This window comes from Escherichia sp. E.sYA108, from assembly GCF_011754335.1.
In the GTDB taxonomy this organism is placed as follows: domain Bacteria; phylum Pseudomonadota; class Gammaproteobacteria; order Enterobacterales; family Enterobacteriaceae; genus Escherichia; species Escherichia coli.
The window spans coordinates 3,523,899-3,541,941 of sequence record NZ_JAAQVZ010000001.1; the positions used below are offsets into that span (position 1 = coordinate 3,523,899).

Annotated in this window: 19 protein-coding genes; 15 read left to right on the top strand and 4 right to left on the bottom strand. The window is 52.0% G+C overall.

Going from position 1 to position 18,043, the window contains the following annotated elements; genetic code table 11:
* Nucleotides 1–48: 48 nt before the first annotated feature.
* The gene (locus HBM92_RS16980) at nt 49–255 is read right to left on the bottom strand and encodes a YbfA family protein (protein ID WP_000424788.1); all 207 of its coding nucleotides are present in this window, start codon (nt 253–255) and stop codon (nt 49–51) included.
* 312 nt (nt 256–567) lie between these two features.
* Here HBM92_RS16980 and kdpF point away from each other — a divergent pair, with 312 nt between their 5' ends.
* The 10 genes from kdpF (at nt 568) to potE (ending at nt 12,536) form a co-directional block, all read left to right on the top strand.
* Entirely contained in the window at nt 568–657 is a 90-nt protein-coding gene (gene kdpF, locus HBM92_RS16985) for a K(+)-transporting ATPase subunit F (protein ID WP_001365534.1), read from the top strand.
* A complete protein-coding gene (gene kdpA, locus HBM92_RS16990; RefSeq protein WP_000741152.1) occupies nt 657–2,330 on the top strand; it encodes a potassium-transporting ATPase subunit KdpA in 1,674 nt (557 codons plus the stop codon). The genes kdpF and kdpA overlap by 1 nt, the downstream gene beginning before the upstream one ends.
* 22 nt (nt 2,331–2,352) lie before the next feature.
* The gene (gene kdpB / locus HBM92_RS16995; RefSeq protein WP_000087998.1) at nt 2,353–4,401 is read left to right on the top strand and encodes a potassium-transporting ATPase subunit KdpB; all 2,049 of its coding nucleotides are present in this window, start codon (nt 2,353–2,355) and stop codon (nt 4,399–4,401) included.
* Nucleotides 4,402–4,409: 8 nt separating this feature from the next.
* Nucleotides 4,410–4,982 (top strand): K(+)-transporting ATPase subunit C, encoded by a 573-nt coding sequence (gene kdpC / locus HBM92_RS17000; protein WP_001298627.1) that lies wholly within the window; start codon nt 4,410–4,412, stop codon nt 4,980–4,982.
* Nucleotides 4,975–7,659: a two-component system sensor histidine kinase KdpD gene (kdpD, locus tag HBM92_RS17005; RefSeq protein WP_001304798.1), complete on the top strand. Its 2,685-nt coding sequence runs from the start codon at nt 4,975–4,977 to the stop codon at nt 7,657–7,659. Before kdpC ends, kdpD begins: the two co-directional genes overlap by 8 nt.
* On the top strand, nt 7,656–8,333 hold the full coding sequence (gene kdpE, locus HBM92_RS17010; protein ID WP_000186082.1) for a two-component system response regulator KdpE: 678 nt from the start codon (nt 7,656–7,658) through the stop codon (nt 8,331–8,333). Before kdpD ends, kdpE begins: the two co-directional genes overlap by 4 nt.
* A 161-nt stretch (nt 8,334–8,494) precedes the next feature.
* The gene (locus HBM92_RS25705) at nt 8,495–8,629 is read left to right on the top strand and encodes a hypothetical protein (protein ID WP_001298624.1); all 135 of its coding nucleotides are present in this window, start codon (nt 8,495–8,497) and stop codon (nt 8,627–8,629) included.
* Entirely contained in the window at nt 8,608–8,712 is a 105-nt protein-coding gene (gene speFL / locus HBM92_RS17015; protein WP_001312672.1) for a leader peptide SpeFL, read from the top strand. Before HBM92_RS25705 ends, speFL begins: the two co-directional genes overlap by 22 nt.
* A 309-nt stretch (nt 8,713–9,021) precedes the next feature.
* Nucleotides 9,022–11,220 (top strand): ornithine decarboxylase SpeF, encoded by a 2,199-nt coding sequence (gene speF, locus HBM92_RS17020; protein WP_001524296.1) that lies wholly within the window; start codon nt 9,022–9,024, stop codon nt 11,218–11,220.
* Complete coding sequence (gene potE, locus HBM92_RS17025; protein ID WP_000075845.1) at nt 11,217–12,536, top strand: putrescine-ornithine antiporter; 1,320 nt, start codon at nt 11,217–11,219, stop codon at nt 12,534–12,536. The genes speF and potE overlap by 4 nt, the downstream gene beginning before the upstream one ends.
* 56 nt (nt 12,537–12,592) lie before the next feature.
* Here potE and pgm read toward each other — a convergent pair whose 3' ends face one another.
* Nucleotides 12,593–14,233, bottom strand: a complete 1,641-nt coding sequence (gene pgm / locus HBM92_RS17030) for a phosphoglucomutase (alpha-D-glucose-1,6-bisphosphate-dependent) (RefSeq protein ID WP_001304801.1) — start codon at nt 14,231–14,233, stop codon at nt 12,593–12,595.
* 25 nt (nt 14,234–14,258) lie between these two features.
* Nucleotides 14,259–14,804: a replication initiation negative regulator SeqA gene (seqA, locus tag HBM92_RS17035; protein WP_000848387.1), complete on the bottom strand. Its 546-nt coding sequence runs from the start codon at nt 14,802–14,804 to the stop codon at nt 14,259–14,261.
* Nucleotides 14,805–14,988: 184 nt separating this feature from the next.
* Here seqA and ybfF point away from each other — a divergent pair, with 184 nt between their 5' ends.
* The 5 genes from ybfF to fur all read left to right on the top strand — a co-directional run bounded on the left by ybfF (nt 14,989) and on the right by fur (nt 17,591).
* Entirely contained in the window at nt 14,989–15,753 is a 765-nt protein-coding gene (gene ybfF / locus HBM92_RS17040; protein WP_000773282.1) for an esterase, read from the top strand.
* 139 nt (nt 15,754–15,892) lie between these two features.
* On the top strand, nt 15,893–16,186 hold the full coding sequence (gene ybfE, locus HBM92_RS17045) for a LexA regulated protein (protein ID WP_001300829.1): 294 nt from the start codon (nt 15,893–15,895) through the stop codon (nt 16,184–16,186).
* Between the two features lie 139 nt (nt 16,187–16,325).
* Nucleotides 16,326–16,856 (top strand): flavodoxin FldA, encoded by a 531-nt coding sequence (gene fldA / locus HBM92_RS17050; RefSeq protein ID WP_001018618.1) that lies wholly within the window; start codon nt 16,326–16,328, stop codon nt 16,854–16,856.
* Nucleotides 16,857–17,065: 209 nt separating this feature from the next.
* A complete protein-coding gene (gene uof, locus HBM92_RS17055; protein ID WP_001406816.1) occupies nt 17,066–17,152 on the top strand; it encodes a fur leader peptide in 87 nt (28 codons plus the stop codon).
* Complete coding sequence (fur, locus tag HBM92_RS17060) at nt 17,145–17,591, top strand: ferric iron uptake transcriptional regulator (RefSeq protein WP_000131702.1); 447 nt, start codon at nt 17,145–17,147, stop codon at nt 17,589–17,591. Before uof ends, fur begins: the two co-directional genes overlap by 8 nt.
* 83 nt (nt 17,592–17,674) lie before the next feature.
* On the opposite strand, the gene chiQ is transcribed toward fur, so the two are convergent.
* Nucleotides 17,675–18,001: a ChiQ/YbfN family lipoprotein gene (gene chiQ / locus HBM92_RS17065; protein ID WP_000733594.1), complete on the bottom strand. Its 327-nt coding sequence runs from the start codon at nt 17,999–18,001 to the stop codon at nt 17,675–17,677.
* Between the last annotated feature and the right edge of the window lie 42 nt (nt 18,002–18,043).

Sequence of the window (18,043 nt, forward strand, 5' to 3'; positions counted from 1 at the left end):
CCGCCAGCGTTTCCACCGGCGGTTTTCTTTAAACGTCATGTTTGGCAATCAGTAAAAATCACCGGTTGCCTTTTCGGCCTGATCCATCCACACCGGTTTATCGCTGGTTTTCGACCAGACGCGGTGCAGGTAGCTATAAAAGCGGGCGCGGTCTTTCCAGAAAAGCATGAAAGGCAGCGCCAGAACGCCCGCTGCAACCGCACAAGTACGGCGTAAAAAGATAAGCCATGCAGGATATTCTTTGTAGAGTTCCATACTTTTCTCCCCCTTTTGTATCTACCCGGTGAATAGCACCGGAAAAATGAATTCGTTTATCTGATGAAAATAGTACCGCTGTTTGTGTAATTTTACTACTCATCCGACCACTTATTTTTGCTTATTGATGGTTTATTTACATTCACTGTGTAATTAAGTTACATAAAAGTTAAATTAATACTAAACATTAGTTAAATCATGGCTTTTGCCATTTTTATACTTTTTTTACACCCCGCCCGCAGATTTTTGCGAAATCTTTGCAGCCAGAACTCTACCCTTCCGGTATCACTTTTAGGCCACTGGAGGTGCACTGTGAGTGCAGGCGTGATAGCCGGCGTGTTGCTGGTGTTTTTATTACTGGGTTATCTGGTTTATGCCCTGATCAATGCGGAGGCGTTCTGATGGCTGCGCAAGGGTTCTTACTGATTGCCACGTTTTTACTGGTATTAATGGTGCTGGCGCGTCCCTTAGGTAGCGGGCTGGCGCGGCTGATTAATGATATACCTCTTCCTGGTACGACGGGCGTTGAACGCGTACTCTTTAGCGCGCTTGGCGTCTCTGACCGCGAGATGAACTGGAAGCAGTATCTCTCAGCCATTCTTGGCCTGAATATACTGGGGCTGGCGGTGCTGTTTTTTATGTTGCTCGGTCAGCACTATCTGCCGCTTAATCCACAGCAGTTGCCGGGGCTGTCGTGGGATCTGGCGCTCAATACCGCCGTCAGCTTTGTCACTAACACCAACTGGCAATCTTATAGCGGTGAAACCACGTTGAGCTATTTCAGCCAGATGGCGGGCTTAACGGTGCAAAACTTTCTTTCTGCCGCCAGCGGGATTGCGGTGATTTTTGCGCTTATTCGCGCGTTTACCCGCCAGAGCATGAGCACGCTCGGTAATGCCTGGGTCGATCTGCTACGCATCACGTTATGGGTGTTAGCCCCTGTGGCATTGTTGATCGCACTGTTTTTTATACAACAAGGTGCGCTGCAAAACTTTTTGCCTTATCAGGCTGTGACGACCATTGAAGGATCGCAACAGCTGTTACCAATGGGGCCAGTAGCTTCTCAGGAAGCGATCAAAATGCTCGGAACTAACGGCGGTGGCTTTTTTAATGCCAACTCGTCGCATCCGTTTGAAAACCCAACCGCACTGACCAACTTCGTGCAAATGCTGGCGATTTTCTTGATCCCAACAGCGCTGTGCTTTGCCTTTGGTGAAGTGGCGGGCGATCGTCGCCAGGGGCGCATGTTGCTGTGGGCGATGTCGGTGATTTTTGTCATCTGCACAGGCGTAGTGATGTGGGCAGAAGTTCAGGGTAATCCGCATCTGCTGGCGCTCGGCGCGGACAGCAGCATCAATATGGAAGGTAAAGAGAGCCGTTTCGGCGTGCTGGTCAGTAGCCTGTTTGCGGTCGTGACTACGGCGGCTTCCTGCGGCGCGGTGATTGCGATGCATGATTCGTTTACCGCTCTTGGTGGCATGGTGCCGATGTGGTTGATGCAAATTGGTGAAGTGGTATTCGGCGGCGTCGGTTCCGGCCTTTACGGCATGATGCTGTTTGTCCTGCTGGCGGTGTTTATTGCCGGGCTGATGATTGGTCGTACACCGGAATATCTGGGTAAAAAAATCGACGTACGCGAGATGAAACTGACTGCACTGGCGATTCTGGTCACCCCGACGCTGGTGCTGATGGGCGCGGCGCTGGCAATGATGACCGACGCCGGACGTAGCGCCATGCTCAACCCTGGCCCGCATGGTTTTAGCGAAGTGCTGTACGCCGTGTCATCCGCCGCTAACAACAACGGCAGCGCCTTTGCCGGATTAAGCGCCAACTCTCCATTCTGGAACTGTTTACTGGCGTTGTGCATGTTTGTCGGGCGCTTCGGGGTGATTATCCCGGTGATGGCAATTGCCGGTTCGCTGGTGAGTAAAAAGAGCCAACCCGCCAGCTCCGGCACATTGCCAACGCACGGCCCGCTGTTTGTTGGCCTGTTAATCGGCACCGTGTTGCTGGTTGGCGCACTGACCTTTATCCCTGCCCTGGCGCTTGGTCCGGTGGCGGAATATCTCTCCTGATGATATTGAGTGAGCACTGAATATGAGTCGTAAACAACTGGCGCTATTCGAACCAACACTTGTCGTTCAGGCGCTGAAAGAAGCGGTGAAAAAATTAAACCCGCAGGCGCAATGGCGCAATCCGGTGATGTTTATCGTCTGGATCGGAAGTCTGCTGACCACCTGTATTAGCATCGCGATGGCAAGCGGTGTGATGCCTGGCAATGCGCTGTTTAGCGCGGCAATTAGCGGCTGGCTGTGGGTCACCGTACTGTTCGCTAATTTCGCCGAGGCGTTGGCAGAAGGCCGCAGTAAAGCGCAGGCCAACAGTCTGAAAGGGGTGAAAAAAACCGCTTTTGCTCGCAAACTGCGCGAACCGAAATATGGCGCTGCGGCGGACAAAGTTCCTGCTGATCAACTGCGTAAAGGTGACATCGTGCTGGTAGAAGCTGGCGATATTATCCCCTGCGATGGTGAAGTCATTGAAGGCGGCGCATCGGTCGATGAAAGCGCCATCACCGGGGAATCAGCACCGGTGATCCGTGAATCCGGCGGTGATTTTGCCTCCGTCACTGGCGGCACGCGTATTCTTTCTGACTGGCTGGTGATTGAGTGCAGCGTTAACCCCGGCGAGACATTTCTGGATCGGATGATCGCGATGGTGGAAGGTGCGCAGCGACGTAAAACGCCGAACGAGATTGCCCTGACCATTCTCCTGATTGCCCTGACTATCGTCTTTTTACTGGCAACCGCCACGCTGTGGCCGTTTTCCGCGTGGGGCGGTAATGCAGTCAGCGTAACGGTACTGGTGGCACTGCTGGTCTGTCTGATCCCAACCACTATTGGCGGCCTGTTGTCAGCGATTGGCGTCGCCGGGATGAGTCGGATGCTGGGCGCGAATGTTATTGCCACCAGCGGGCGAGCAGTTGAAGCAGCGGGTGATGTTGACGTTCTGCTGCTGGATAAAACCGGCACCATCACCCTCGGTAACCGTCAGGCGTCAGAGTTTATCCCCGCACAAGGCGTGGAGGAAAAAGCGCTGGCCGACGCCGCACAACTGGCTTCGCTGGCTGATGAAACGCCGGAAGGCCGCAGTATTGTGATCCTCGCCAAGCAGCGTTTTAACCTGCGCGAGCGCGATGTGCAGTCGCTCCATGCCACCTTTGTACCGTTTACTGCACAAAGCCGGATGAGCGGGATCAACATCGACAACCGCATGATCCGTAAAGGTTCTGTCGATGCCATTCGCCGCCATGTTGAGGCTAACGGCGGTCACTTCCCTGCCGATGTTGATCAAAAAGTCGATCAGGTTGCGCGTCAGGGAGCCACGCCGCTGGTGGTGGTGGAAGGTTCTCGTGTGCTGGGCGTTATTGCGCTGAAAGATATCGTCAAAGGCGGTATTAAAGAGCGCTTCGCCCAGCTGCGTAAAATGGGCATTAAAACGGTGATGATTACCGGCGATAACCGCCTGACTGCCGCCGCGATAGCTGCGGAAGCGGGTGTCGATGATTTTCTCGCCGAAGCAACACCGGAGGCCAAGCTGGCACTGATTCGTCAGTATCAGGCGGAAGGCCGTTTAGTGGCGATGACCGGCGATGGCACCAACGATGCTCCGGCGCTGGCACAGGCCGATGTTGCGGTGGCGATGAACTCCGGCACCCAGGCGGCGAAAGAAGCGGGCAATATGGTGGATCTCGACTCCAACCCGACCAAGTTGATCGAGGTAGTGCACATTGGCAAACAGATGCTGATGACCCGTGGCTCGTTGACCACCTTCAGCATTGCCAACGATGTGGCGAAATACTTCGCCATTATTCCAGCGGCGTTCGCGGCAACGTATCCGCAGTTAAATGCGCTGAACATCATGCGCCTGCATTCGCCCGACTCCGCCATTCTCAGTGCGGTCATTTTCAACGCCTTGATTATCGTCTTTTTGATTCCCCTGGCGTTAAAAGGCGTGAGTTATAAACCGCTTACCGCTTCTGCCATGTTGCGCCGTAACTTATGGATTTACGGTCTGGGTGGGCTGCTGGTGCCGTTTATTGGTATCAAAGTCATTGATTTACTGCTAACCGTTTGCGGTCTGGTGTGAGGTTTACCATGCGTGGATTACGTCCGGCATTATCGACATTTCTCTTTCTGTTATTGATTACTGGCGGCGTTTACCCGCTGCTGACCACCGCACTGGGGCAATGGTGGTTTCCCTGGCAGGCCAACGGTTCATTGATTCGTGAAGGTGATACGGTGCGCGGTTCGGCATTAATCGGGCAAAATTTTACCGGCAACGGCTATTTTCATGGTCGCCCGTCGGCAACAGCAGAAATGCCCTATAATCCACAGGCTTCTGGCGGGAGCAATCTGGCAGTCAGTAACCCGGAGCTGGATAAACAGATAGCCGCACGCGTTGCCGCATTACGGGCTGCTAACCCGGATGCCAGCACGAACGTTCCGGTTGAACTGGTGACGGCGTCAGCAAGCGGGCTGGACAATAACATCACCCCGCAAGCGGCGGCCTGGCAGATCCCACGCGTGGCGAAAGCGCGTAATCTCAGCGTTGAACAGCTCACGCAACTGATCGCAAAATACAGCCAACAACCGCTGGTGAAATATATCGGCCAGCCGGTCGTCAACATTGTCGAACTCAATCTGGCACTGGATAAGCTTGATGAATAACGAACCCTTACGTCCCGACCCCGATCGTCTGCTGGAACAAGCTGCCGCGCCGCATCGGGGGAAGCTGAAAGTATTCTTCGGTGCCTGCGCAGGCGTCGGGAAGACCTGGGCGATGCTGGCGGAAGCCCAGCGACTGCGGGCGCAAGGGCTGGATATTGTGGTTGGCGTGGTAGAAACCCACGGTCGGAAAGATACCGCCGCCATGCTGAAAGGTCTGGCTGTTCTGCCGTTAAAACGCCAGGCGTACCGTGGGCGGCACATCAGCGAGTTTGATCTCGATGCCGCCCTCGCCCGCCGTCCGGCACTGATCTTAATGGACGAACTGGCGCACAGTAATGCGCCAGGTTCACGTCATCCTAAACGCTGGCAGGACATCGAAGAGCTGCTGGAAGCTGGCATTGATGTTTTCACTACCGTCAACGTTCAGCATCTGGAAAGTCTGAATGATGTGGTCAGCGGCGTCACCGGAATTCAGGTACGGGAGACCGTGCCCGATCCTTTTTTTGATGCCGCCGACGACGTAGTACTGGTGGACTTGCCCCCGGACGATCTGCGCCAGCGACTGAAAGAAGGCAAAGTCTATATTGCCGGGCAGGCGGAGCGCGCCATTGAACATTTTTTCCGCAAAGGTAATCTGATCGCCCTGCGCGAACTGGCACTGCGCCGTACTGCCGATCGCGTAGATGAGCAAATGCGCGCCTGGCGGGGGCATCCTGGCGAAGAGAAAGTCTGGCACACACGCGACGCGATCCTTTTATGCATCGGGCATAACACCGGCAGTGAGAAACTGGTCCGCACGGCGGCGCGGTTGGCCTCGCGCCTGGGCAGTGTCTGGCACGCGGTGTATGTTGAAACCCCTGCCCTGCATCGCTTACCGGAGAAAAAACGTCGGGCAATTCTCAGCGCCTTACGTCTGGCGCAGGAGCTGGGCGCGGAGACGGCAACACTTTCTGATCCAGCGGAAGAGAAAGCGGTAGTGCGTTATGCCCGTGAACATAATCTCGGCAAGATTATTCTCGGTCGCCCGGCTTCGCGCCGCTGGTGGCGTCGGGAAACATTTGCTGACCGGCTGGCACGCATCGCCCCCGATCTCGATCAGGTGCTGGTCGCGCTTGATGAACCACCCGCCCGCACGATTAACAACGCGCCGGATAGCCGCTCTTTTAAAGACAAGTGGCGGGTACAGATTCAGGGATGCGTGGTTGCCGCCGCGTTATGCGCCGTTATCACCTTAATTGCCATGCAGTGGCTGATGGCGTTTGATGCCGCCAACCTGGTGATGCTGTATCTGCTTGGCGTCGTGGTGGTGGCACTATTTTACGGACGCTGGCCTTCGGTGGTTGCCACCGTCATTAATGTGGTGAGTTTCGATCTCTTTTTTATCGCCCCACGCGGCACGCTCGCCGTCTCTGATGTGCAATATCTGCTGACCTTCGCGGTGATGTTAACCGTCGGGCTGGTGATCGGGAACCTTACTGCTGGCGTGCGTTATCAGGCGCGGGTAGCCCGTTACCGCGAACAACGCACACGGCACTTATATGAAATGTCCAAAGCTCTGGCTGTGGGCCGTAGTTCGCAGGATATCGCCGCCACCAGCGAACAGTTTATTGCCTCCACGTTTCATGCCCGTAGCCAGGTGTTGCTGCCTGATGACAACGGTAAATTGCAGCCTTTAACACATCCGCAAGGAATGACGCCGTGGGACGATGCCATCGCGCAGTGGAGTTTTGATAAAGGCCTGCCTGCGGGCGCGGGCACCGACACGTTACCCGGTGTACCGTACCAGATTTTGCCGCTAAAAAGCGGCGAGAAAACCTACGGACTGGTGGTGGTGGAACCGGGGAATCTGCGCCAGTTGATGATCCCGGAACAGCAGCGCCTGCTGGAGACGTTTACGCTGTTAGTCGCCAATGCCCTTGAGCGACTGACACTAACCGCCAGCGAAGAACAGGCGCGGATGGCAAGCGAACGTGAACAGATCCGCAACGCCCTGCTGGCGGCGCTTTCGCATGATTTACGCACGCCGCTTACGGTGCTGTTCGGTCAGGCAGAAATCTTAACGCTCGATCTGGCAAGCGAAGGATCGCCCCACGCCCGCCAGGCCAGCGAGATTCGTCAGCATGTGCTGAACACCACCCGACTGGTGAATAATCTACTGGATATGGCGCGAATTCAGTCCGGCGGCTTTAATTTGAAGAAAGAGTGGTTAACGCTGGAAGAAGTGGTCGGCAGCGCGCTGCAAATGCTGGAACCGGGTTTATCGTCGCCCATCAATCTTTCTCTGCCAGAGCCGCTGACCTTAATCCACGTTGACGGGCCACTCTTTGAACGGGTGCTGATTAACCTGCTAGAGAACGCGGTGAAATATGCGGGGGCGCAGGCCGAAATTGGTATCAATGCCCACGTTGAGGGCGAAAATCTACAACTGGATGTCTGGGATAACGGCCCCGGTCTTCCACCAGGCCAGGAGCAGACGATATTTGATAAGTTTGCTCGCGGGAATAAAGAGTCGGCGGTACCGGGTGTAGGGCTTGGGTTGGCAATTTGTCGGGCGATAGTGGATGTACACGGCGGCACCATTACCGCATTCAACCGACCGGAAGGTGGTGCCTGTTTTCGTGTTACACTTCCCCAGCAAACAGCCCCTGAACTTGAAGAATTTCATGAGGATATGTGACAAACGTTCTGATTGTTGAAGATGAACAGGCTATTCGTCGCTTTCTGCGCACGGCGCTGGAGGGCGACGGTATGCGCGTCTTTGAGGCCGAAACGCTGCAACGCGGCTTGCTGGAAGCGGCAACCCGTAAGCCAGATTTGATTATTCTCGATCTCGGCCTGCCCGACGGTGATGGGATTGAGTTTATCCGCGACCTGCGCCAGTGGAGCGCGGTGCCGGTGATTGTGCTTTCCGCACGCAGCGAAGAGAGCGATAAAATCGCCGCGCTGGATGCCGGAGCGGATGATTATCTGAGTAAGCCGTTTGGCATTGGCGAATTGCAGGCCCGTCTGCGCGTCGCATTACGCCGCCACTCCGCCACCACCACGCCCGATCCGCTGGTGAAATTTTCTGATGTTACCGTCGATTTAGCCGCCCGCGTTATCCACCGCGGCGAGGAAGAGGTGCATCTCACACCGATTGAGTTCCGCCTGCTGGCCGTGCTGCTCAACAACGCCGGAAAAGTGCTCACCCAGCGCCAGTTACTCAATCAGGTGTGGGGACCAAACGCGGTCGAACACAGCCACTATTTGCGTATTTATATGGGGCATCTGCGACAAAAACTGGAGCAAGATCCCGCCCGTCCCCGCCATTTTATTACTGAAACCGGTATTGGGTATCGGTTTATGCCATGAATTATTATTCAATAAATACGCTTAAATAATTATTAATTTATTATTAAACCTGCCCCGAAAATTATTATTTGGCAGGTTTAATTTCTTAATGAAAATACAACCCACAAAATTGCAACATTTAAACAACAAAACAGCATCTAATATGGCGCTATTCATCATTAATGATTTATTATTTGGGATATGATCGTTTTTTGTTGATCTTCTTCACAGATTATAGCTATTTCATGGATAGAATAACCCTACCTTCAACTGACACAGAAAAAGGTAAAGGTAAATGGAAAATAATAACCGCTTAATGCCTCATATAAGGCGGACAACCCATATCATGAAGTTTGCCCATCGTAATAGTTTTGACTTTCATTTCTTTAATGCCCGCTAGTCTTCTGACTAAAGGGCACCCCTGCGTACAGGTCTCCCTGACTTTAAGCATTACAGGTTAATACCTGTATCCCTCGGTGCTCATATACTGCTAACCCTTTCAAACTCTAAATAATTCGAGTCGCAGCACATGCAACTTGAAGTATGACGAGTATAGCCAGTTACCGGGCTGGTCTGGGTTATTGCATCTGCAAAAAGCAAACTACTGATTTATTTATCAGCGGTGGGGTTTTGCTTTTTTCCGGCGTGATCAATTTCTCCTTTGAGAAATTGAGGACCTGCTATTACCTGAAATAAAGAGATGAACAAAATGTCAGAATTAAAAATTGCCGTTAGCCGTTCTTGCCCGGATTGCTTTTCCACTCATCGTGAATGCGTGAATATTGACAAAAGTAATTATATTGACGTTGCCGCTATTATTTTATCAGTCAATGATGTTGAACGTGGAAAACTCGATGAAATAGACGCTACTGGCTATGGCATTCCTGTTTTTATTGCAACGGAAAATGAAGAACGTGTACCAGCAGAATATCTGCCACGTATTTCTGGTGTCTTCGAGCATTGCGAATCACGGAAAGAGTTTTATGGACGTCAGTTAGAAACCGCTGCCAGCCATTATGAAACGCAACTGCGCCCGCCCTTCTTCCGCGCACTGGTCGATTATGTCAATCAGGGCAATAGCGCTTTTGACTGCCCGGGTCATCAGGGAGGTGAGTTTTTCCGTCGCCATCCGGCAGGCAATCAGTTCGTGGAATATTTTGGCGAAATGCTCTTCCGCTCCGACTTGTGTAATGCCGACGTTGCAATGGGTGATCTTCTGATTCATGAAGGTGCGCCATGCATTGCACAGCAACATGCGGCTAAAGTGTTTAATGCCGATAAAACGTACTTTGTTTTAAACGGCACCTCCTCCTCCAACAAAGTGGTTTTAAACGCCCTGCTGACACCGGGTGATCTGGTGCTGTTTGACCGCAATAACCATAAGTCTAACCATCACGGGGCCTTGCTACAGGCTGGTGCAACACCGGTTTATCTGGAAACAGCACGTAACCCGTATGGTTTTATCGGTGGCATTGATGCGCACTGCTTCGAAGAAAGTTATCTGCGTGAACTGATTACAGAAGTTGCACCGCAACGGGCAAAAGAAGCGCGTCCGTTCCGCCTCGCTGTGATTCAGTTAGGCACCTACGACGGTACTATTTATAACGCCCGCCAGGTGGTGGATAAAATCGGTCATCTGTGTGACTACATCCTGTTTGACTCAGCATGGGTCGGCTATGAACAGTTTATTCCGATGATGGCGGACTGTTCGCCGCTGCTGCTGGAGCTTAATGAGAACGATCCGGGTATTCTGGTTACGCAATCTGTGCATAAACAACAGGCTGGTTTTTCTCAGACTTCACAAATTCATAAAAAAGACAGCCATATCAAAGGGCAACAGCGTTATGTACCGCACAAACGCATGAACAACGCCTTTATGATGCACGCCTCCACCAGCCCGTTCTATCCGCTGTTTGCCGCACTGGATATCAACGCCAAAATGCATGAAGGTGTCAGCGGTCGTAATATGTGGATGGATTGTGTGGTTAACGGTATTAATGCCCGCAAATTGATCCTCGATAACTGCCAGCACATTCGCCCGTTCGTTCCTGAACTGGTGGATGGTAAACCCTGGCAGTCGTATGAAACAGCGCAAATTGCGGTTGATCTGCGCTTCTTTAAATTTGTACCCGGTGAGCACTGGCATTCTTTTGAAGGCTACGCAGAGAACCAATACTTTGTCGATCCGTGCAAACTGTTGCTGACAACTCCAGGTATTGATGCACGTAACGGCGAATATGAAGCGTTCGGTGTACCTGCAACGATTCTTGCTAACTTCCTGCGCGAAAATGGCGTAGTGCCGGAAAAATGCGATCTTAACTCCATCCTCTTCCTGCTGACTCCGGCAGAAGATATGGCCAAACTGCAGCAACTTGTTGCCCTGCTGGTACGCTTCGAAAAACTACTGGAAGCTGATGCGCCTCTGGCGGAAGTACTGCCTTCCATCTACAAACAGCATGAAGAGCGCTACGCCGGTTATACCCTGCGTCAGTTGTGCCAGGAAATGCATGATTTGTATGCCCGTCACAACGTGAAACAACTGCAAAAAGAGATGTTCCGTAAGGAACACTTCCCTCGCGTCAGCATGAATCCGCAAGAAGCCAACTACGCCTACTTACGCGGTGAAGTGGAGCTGGTTCGTCTGCCGGATGCAGAAGGCCGTATCGCTGCCGAAGGTGCGCTTCCTTATCCTCCGGGTGTGCTGTGTGTTGTTCCTGGTGAAATCTGGGGTGGTGCTGTTTTGCGTTACTTCAGCGCTCTGGAAGAAGGCATCAACCTGCTGCCAGGTTTTGCACCGGAGCTGCAGGGTGTCTATATCGAAGAACATGATGGTCGTAAGCAAGTTTGGTGCTATGTCATCAAGCCTCGTGATGCGCAAAGCACCCTGTTGAAAGGGGAAAAATTATGAGTCAGGCGAAATCGAACAAAATGGGTGTCGTTCAGTTAACCATACTGACGATGGTCAACATGATGGGCTCCGGTATCATCATGCTGCCGACAAAGCTTGCCGAAGTCGGGACAATCTCAATTATCTCCTGGCTGGTGACAGCCGTAGGCTCAATGGCACTGGCATGGGCATTCGCAAAATGCGGTATGTTCAGCCGTAAATCAGGAGGTATGGGCGGTTATGCCGAGTATGCTTTCGGTAAATCCGGTAACTTTATGGCGAACTATACCTACGGCGTCTCGCTGCTGATTGCTAACGTCGCGATTGCTATTTCGGCGGTTGGTTACGGCACCGAACTGCTCGGCGCGAGTTTGTCGCCAGTGCAGATTGGTCTTGCGACCATCGGGGTGCTGTGGATTTGTACCGTGGCTAACTTTGGTGGTGCGCGCATTACCGGGCAAATCAGTAGCATTACCGTGTGGGGGGTCATTATTCCGGTGGTAGGCCTGTGCATTATCGGCTGGTTCTGGTTTAGCCCGACACTTTACGTTGATTCCTGGAATCCGCATCATGCACCGTTCTTCAGTGCGGTAGGTTCTTCCATCGCTATGACGCTGTGGGCTTTTCTTGGTCTGGAGTCTGCGTGTGCGAATACTGATGTAGTGGAAAACCCGGAACGTAATGTGCCAATCGCGGTACTCGGCGGTACGTTAGGTGCGGCGGTGATTTATATCGTCTCCACCAACGTGATTGCCGGGATTGTGCCAAATATGGAGCTGGCAAATTCAACGGCACCATTTGGTCTGGCCTTCGCGCAGATGTTCACGCCGGAAGTGGGTAAAGTCATTATGGCGCTGATGGTGATGTCCTGCTGCGGTTCGCTGCTTGGCTGGCAGTTCACCATTGCCCAGGTGTTTAAATCTTCATCTGATGAAGGCTACTTCCCTAAAATTTTCTCCCGTGTAACCAAAGTGGATGCACCGGTGCAGGGAATGTTGACCATTGTGATTATCCAGAGCGGGTTGGCGCTGATGACGATTAGCCCGTCGCTAAACAGTCAGTTCAACGTGCTGGTTAACCTGGCCGTGGTGACCAATATCATTCCGTATATTCTGTCAATGGCGGCATTAGTCATTATTCAGAAGGTCGCTAATGTGCCCCCCTCAAAAGCGAAAGTTGCAAACTTTGTTGCTTTTGTTGGCGCGATGTACAGCTTTTATGCGCTGTACTCATCCGGGGAAGAAGCCATGCTATACGGTTCCATCGTGACCTTCCTCGGTTGGACACTGTATGGTCTGGTCTCACCACGCTTTGAACTGAAAAATAAACACGGTTAATTAAGCAAAGCAAAAAAGGGCGATCTTCCGACCGCCCTTTTTCTTATTTGATATGTTTACGCGTTTTTCAGAACTTCGCTAACAATCTCAACCGCTTCTTTCTCAATCTGCTTGCGATGTTCTTCACCAAGGAAGCTTTCGCAGTAGATCTTATATGCGTCTTCCGTGCCTGACGGACGCGCGGCGAACCAGCCGTTGTCAGTCATCACTTTCAGACCGCCGATAGAAGCGCCATTACCCGGTGCCGCCGTCAGACGCGCGGTGATCGGGTCACCTGCCAGGGTGCAGGCGCTCACCATTTCCGGAGACAGCTTAGACAACGCCGCTTTTTGTGCGGAAGTCGCTGCTGCCTGCAAACGGTTATAGCTCGGCGCACCAAAGCGTTTTGCCAGTTCGTTATAGTGTTCCTGCGGGTTCTTACCGGTGACAGCGGTGATTTCCGCCGCCAGCAGACACATAATGATGCCGTCTTTATCGGTGGACCACGGCGTGCCGTCGAAACGCAGGAAGGAAGCGCCTGCACTCTCTTCGCCGCCAAAGCCGAAGCTGCCATCGAACAAACCATCAACAAACCATTTGAAACCTACCGGTACTTCTACCAGCTTACGGCCCAAATCATTGACCACACGGTCGATCATCGCAGATGAAACCAGCGTTTTACCGACAGCAACATCTTTGCCCCACTGCGGACGATGCTGGAACAGGTAGTTGATCGCCACCGCCAGGTAGTGGTTCGGATTCATCAAACCTGCCGGAGTGACGATACCGTGACGGTCATAATCCGGGTCGTTAGCAAACGCCAGATCGAACTTATCACGCAGTGCCAGCAGGCCCGCCATCGCACACTCGGAGGAGCAGTCCATACGGATCGCACCGTCTTTATCGAGGTGCATAAAGCGGAAGGTTTGATCGACCTGATCGTTAACGATGGTCAGGTTGAGGTTGTAATACTCGCCAATGCGCTTCCAGTATTCGATACCGGAACCACCCAGCGGATCAACGCCCAGCGTCAGGCCCGCTTTCTGAATCGCCGCCATATCAACGATATCGGCCAGCCCTTCCACAAACGGCTGCACCAGATCCTGCTCTTTCACATGACCGGATGCCATCGCTTCGTCGAGGGAGATACGCTTCACGCCTTTCAGGCCATCAGCCAGCAGTGCGTTGGCTCTGTCTTCCACCACTTTAGTGACGTTGGTATCAGCCGGGCCACCATTTGGCGGATTGTACTTGATACCACCATCTTCCGGCGGGTTATGGGACGGTGTAATCACGATACCGTCTGCCAGCGGGCCACCTTTTTTATTGTGAACCAGAATGGCATTGGAAATGGCAGGTGTCGGAGTGAAGCCATTGTTTTCCTGCACAATGACATCAACGCCGTTCGCTGCCAGCACTTCCAGTACGGAAATGAACGCAGGCTCGGACAGGGCGTGAGTATCTTTACCCACATAGCAAGGGCCAGTGATGCCGTTTTTCGCACGTTCTTCAGCAATTGCCTGAGCGATCGCCAGAATGTGCGGCTCGTTAAAGCTGTGGCGCGCTGCACTGCCACGGTGACCGGAAGTACCGAATTTCACCGCGTGCTCCGCATTCCCTGCTTCTGGTTTCAGTACATAATATTGCGCCGTCAGTTGGGCGACGTTAATCAAATCACTCTGTTGTGCAGGTTGGCCTGCACGATTGTGGATTGCCATTGCTTTGTCCTTTGTCTGCAACGTTTTAGATAGTTCCGCAAACCTTCTCAATCAATTCCGCCGGGAATTGCATCGACTGCATGATGTGTTCGATCATGCTGCATTTACGGCCGGTGTTGGTGTTGGTGATCACCCAATACGGCGTACCAGGCACATGTTTCGGCTTGGTCTGATTACCATTTTTCAGCAGCGTTTGTTCATCTGCCGCAAAGTAAACGCGTGTACGACCGTGCAACGATTCCGTTGCTTCGGCAAACGCCTGGGCGTCAAGAGAATATAGTGTAGACAACAGCAGCATAAAGCGATTGACCGCTCGCTTTTGCTCTGCGTATTCGTCCGAAAGCAGAAGTTCACGCATTGCGCGAACCTTGTCTTTAATCGTTTTGACCGGCTTCGCTTCGACGATAGCAGGTGACGCAACGCGAACCTCTTTCGTCACCGGAGCAGCAGGCTGTGATGCGGCGGAAAATTTCAACATACGCCGTAAAATGTCGGATGCGCTCTCGCCGATATGCTTAGTGTGGCTGGCAATATAGCTGTAGAGTTCATCATCAACTTCAATCGTTTTCATCTTAATCCAGTGCAGTGTCTTAGCTGAATACAAGTCGCCAGGAGTATATGAATAAATCCCGGCAGCGGATAGCGTCAAGCCTGGCTTGCAGAAAAACTCGGAATAAACCTTATTTGTTGCAGCCCTGTGGCACAATGGTCAACATAATACCCTAACCCGACAACGCGAAAAAAAGAACTTTGCCATGAAATTGAATATCCGCGCGCAAACTGCACAAAACCAGCACAATAATTCTCCCATCGTTCTTGTCCATGGTCTATTTGGCAGCCTCGACAACCTTGGCGTACTGGCTCGCGATCTGGTAAACGATCACAATATCATCCAGGTTGATATGCGTAACCACGGTCTTTCACCGAGAGATCCGGTAATGAATTACCCGGCGATGGCGCAGGATCTTGTTGATACCCTGGATGCACAGCAGATCGACAAAGCAACATTTATCGGTCACTCCATGGGTGGTAAAGCGGTAATGGCTCTTACTGCACTAGCCCCCGATCGCATTGACAAGCTGGTGGCGATTGATATTGCGCCGGTCGATTATCACGTTCGCCGTCATGATGAGATTTTCGCGGCCATCAACGCAGTCAGTGAATCAGACGCACAAACACGCCAGCAAGCAGCGGCAATAATGCGCCAGCATCTTAATGAAGAAGGGGTGATTCAGTTTCTGTTGAAATCTTTTGTTGATGGGGAGTGGCGCTTTAACGTGCCAGTATTGTGGGATCAGTATCCGCATATTGTGGGTTGGGAGAAAATCCCGGCATGGGATCATCCTACCCTATTTATCCCTGGCGGCAATTCTCCGTATGTTAGCGAGCAGTACCGTGATGATTTACTGGCACAATTTCCACAGGCTCGGGCTCATGTGATTGCAGGCGCGGGTCACTGGGTTCATGCTGAAAAACCGGATGCGGTATTACGCGCTATCCGTCGCTATCTCAATGATTAACGCAACTGATTAAAAACCCAGCGTCCGCGTCGCTTTCCGCGCGTGGACGTTGGCGTGACTCATCGCGCTGATGTATTATGGCGCGCTATCCATCCGGGCAGGCGCCTGGCTGATTGTTTCCCCCGAAGTCACCAAGATCATGGCCAAAGAACAAACGGACCGTACGACATTAGATCTGTTCGCGCACGAGCGTCGACCGGGACGACCGAAAACTAATCCGCTTTCGCGCGATGAGCAGCTGCGTATTAATAAACGCAACCAACTAAAACGCGACAAAGTACGTGGCCTTAAGCGTGTCGAACTGAAGCTGAACGCGGAAGCTGTCGAGGCACTGAACGAGCTGGCGGAATCGCGCAATATGAGCCGTAGCGAGCTGATCGAAGAGATGTTAATGCAGCAACTGGCGGCGCTGCGTAGTCAGGGCATCGTTTAAATTTCCACTTTCATGTAGCACAGTGTGCAGTCCTGCTCGTTTGCTGATTCCGCAAGACTGCCTGTTCTGCTATGATTGCCTTTATCCGTGGGCAATTTTCCACCCCCATTTCAATAAGTTTCAAGAGGTTATTTCACTCATGGCTATCACTGGCATCTTTTTCGGCAGCGACACCGGTAATACCGAAAATATCGCAAAAATGATTCAAAAACAGCTTGGTAAAGACGTTGCCGATGTCCATGACATTGCAAAAAGCAGCAAAGAAGATCTGGAAGCATATGACATTCTGCTGCTGGGCATCCCAACCTGGTATTACGGCGAAGCGCAGTGTGACTGGGATGACTTCTTCCCGACTCTCGAAGAGATTGATTTTAATGGTAAACTGGTTGCGCTGTTTGGTTGTGGCGACCAGGAAGATTACGCAGAATACTTCTGCGATGCATTGGGCACCATCCGCGACATCATTGAACCGCGCGGCGCAACTATCGTTGGTCACTGGCCAACCGCGGGCTACCACTTCGAAGCGTCAAAAGGTCTGGCTGATGATGACCACTTTGTCGGTCTGGCTATCGACGAAGATCGTCAGCCGGAACTGACCGCTGAACGCGTAGAAAAATGGGTTAAACAAATTTCTGAAGAGCTGCATCTCGACGAAATTCTCAATGCCTGATGTGATGCGGCGTAGACTCATGTCTACGCCGTATTAATAGATAATGCCAATCAAAATAATTGCTACAAATTTGTAACTTTTGCTGTTGTACCTGTACAATGTCCCAGTGTTCAAGTGGCCTTGCTGTTGTAAATGTAAGCTGTGCCACGTTTTTATTAACAATATTTGCCAGGGACTTGTGGTTTTCATTTAGGCGTGGCAATTCTATAATGATACGCATTATCTCAAGAGCAAATTCTGTCACTTCTTCTAATGAAGTGAACCGCTTAGTAACAGGACAGATTCCGCATGACTGATAACAATACCGCCCTAAAGAAAGCTGGCCTGAAAGTAACGCTTCCTCGCTTGAAAATCCTGGAAGTTCTTCAGGAGCCGGACAACCATCACGTCAGTGCGGAAGATTTATACAAACGTCTGATCGATATGGGTGAAGAAATTGGTCTGGCTACGGTATATCGCGTACTGAACCAGTTTGACGACGCTGGTATCGTCACCCGCCACAATTTTGAAGGCGGTAAATCCGTATTTGAACTGACACAGCAACATCACCACGATCACCTGATCTGCCTCGACTGCGGTAAGGTTATCGAATTTAGTGATGATTCCATCGAAGCGCGTCAGCGTGAAATCGCCGCAAAACATGGCATTCGCCTGACTAACCACAGTCTCTATCTTTACGGTCACTGTGCCGAAGGCGATTGCCGCGAAGATGAGCACGCGCACGAAGGCAAATAAGCCAGCCTGAACGAGAAAAGCCAACCTGCAGGTTGGCTTTTTTATACAAGGGAAATAAGAAAAGCGAGAGTTACAGCTCTCACTTATTTGTTATTACTGCGAATTTCCTGCCAGACCTTATCACAATCGGCTTTCACCGCCTGATCATTTCCGGTTTGCGTTGCCTGAATACACTGCTGATAATCCAGTACGCGGACACTTTCCTGCTCGGCAAACTGCTGATGTTGTTTCTCTTTCTTCAGCACGTTTAACACGCTCTGGCAGGCTTCAATTTTTTCCGGCGAACCTTGCGCGGTGTTGATACAGGCGCTGTAAGCCTCTTTCAGACGACTGTCTTCCTGCGGTGCGGTTGATTGCGCACAAGCTACCAGCCCCGATGCCATCATGGCGATGAGAATCAGTTTTTTCATAGCAAATTCCTCAAACGTGCGGCAGGCACAAAACCTGCCGCG

Bases quoted from the DNA above. Each gene is read 5' to 3' on its own strand.
- seqA (WP_000848387.1), bottom strand. From the start codon at position 14,804: ATGAAAACGATTGAAGTTGATGATGAACTCTACAGCTATATTGCCAGC.
- speFL (WP_001312672.1), top strand. From the start codon at position 8,608: ATGGAAAATAATAACCGCTTAATGCCTCATATAAGGCGGACAACCCAT.
- ybfE (WP_001300829.1), top strand. From the start codon at position 15,893: ATGGCCAAAGAACAAACGGACCGTACGACATTAGATCTGTTCGCGCAC.
- HBM92_RS25705 (WP_001298624.1), top strand. From the start codon at position 8,495: ATGATTTATTATTTGGGATATGATCGTTTTTTGTTGATCTTCTTCACA.
- kdpA (WP_000741152.1), top strand. From the start codon at position 657: ATGGCTGCGCAAGGGTTCTTACTGATTGCCACGTTTTTACTGGTATTA.
- uof (WP_001406816.1), top strand. From the start codon at position 17,066: ATGATACGCATTATCTCAAGAGCAAATTCTGTCACTTCTTCTAATGAA.
- pgm (WP_001304801.1), bottom strand. From the start codon at position 14,233: ATGGCAATCCACAATCGTGCAGGCCAACCTGCACAACAGAGTGATTTG.
- kdpB (WP_000087998.1), top strand. From the start codon at position 2,353: ATGAGTCGTAAACAACTGGCGCTATTCGAACCAACACTTGTCGTTCAG.
- fldA (WP_001018618.1), top strand. From the start codon at position 16,326: ATGGCTATCACTGGCATCTTTTTCGGCAGCGACACCGGTAATACCGAA.
- fur (WP_000131702.1), top strand. From the start codon at position 17,145: ATGACTGATAACAATACCGCCCTAAAGAAAGCTGGCCTGAAAGTAACG.
- HBM92_RS16980 (WP_000424788.1), bottom strand. From the start codon at position 255: ATGGAACTCTACAAAGAATATCCTGCATGGCTTATCTTTTTACGCCGT.
- speF (WP_001524296.1), top strand. From the start codon at position 9,022: ATGTCAGAATTAAAAATTGCCGTTAGCCGTTCTTGCCCGGATTGCTTT.
- ybfF (WP_000773282.1), top strand. From the start codon at position 14,989: ATGAAATTGAATATCCGCGCGCAAACTGCACAAAACCAGCACAATAAT.
- kdpC (WP_001298627.1), top strand. From the start codon at position 4,410: ATGCGTGGATTACGTCCGGCATTATCGACATTTCTCTTTCTGTTATTG.
- chiQ (WP_000733594.1), bottom strand. From the start codon at position 18,001: ATGAAAAAACTGATTCTCATCGCCATGATGGCATCGGGGCTGGTAGCT.
- potE (WP_000075845.1), top strand. From the start codon at position 11,217: ATGAGTCAGGCGAAATCGAACAAAATGGGTGTCGTTCAGTTAACCATA.
- kdpD (WP_001304798.1), top strand. From the start codon at position 4,975: ATGAATAACGAACCCTTACGTCCCGACCCCGATCGTCTGCTGGAACAA.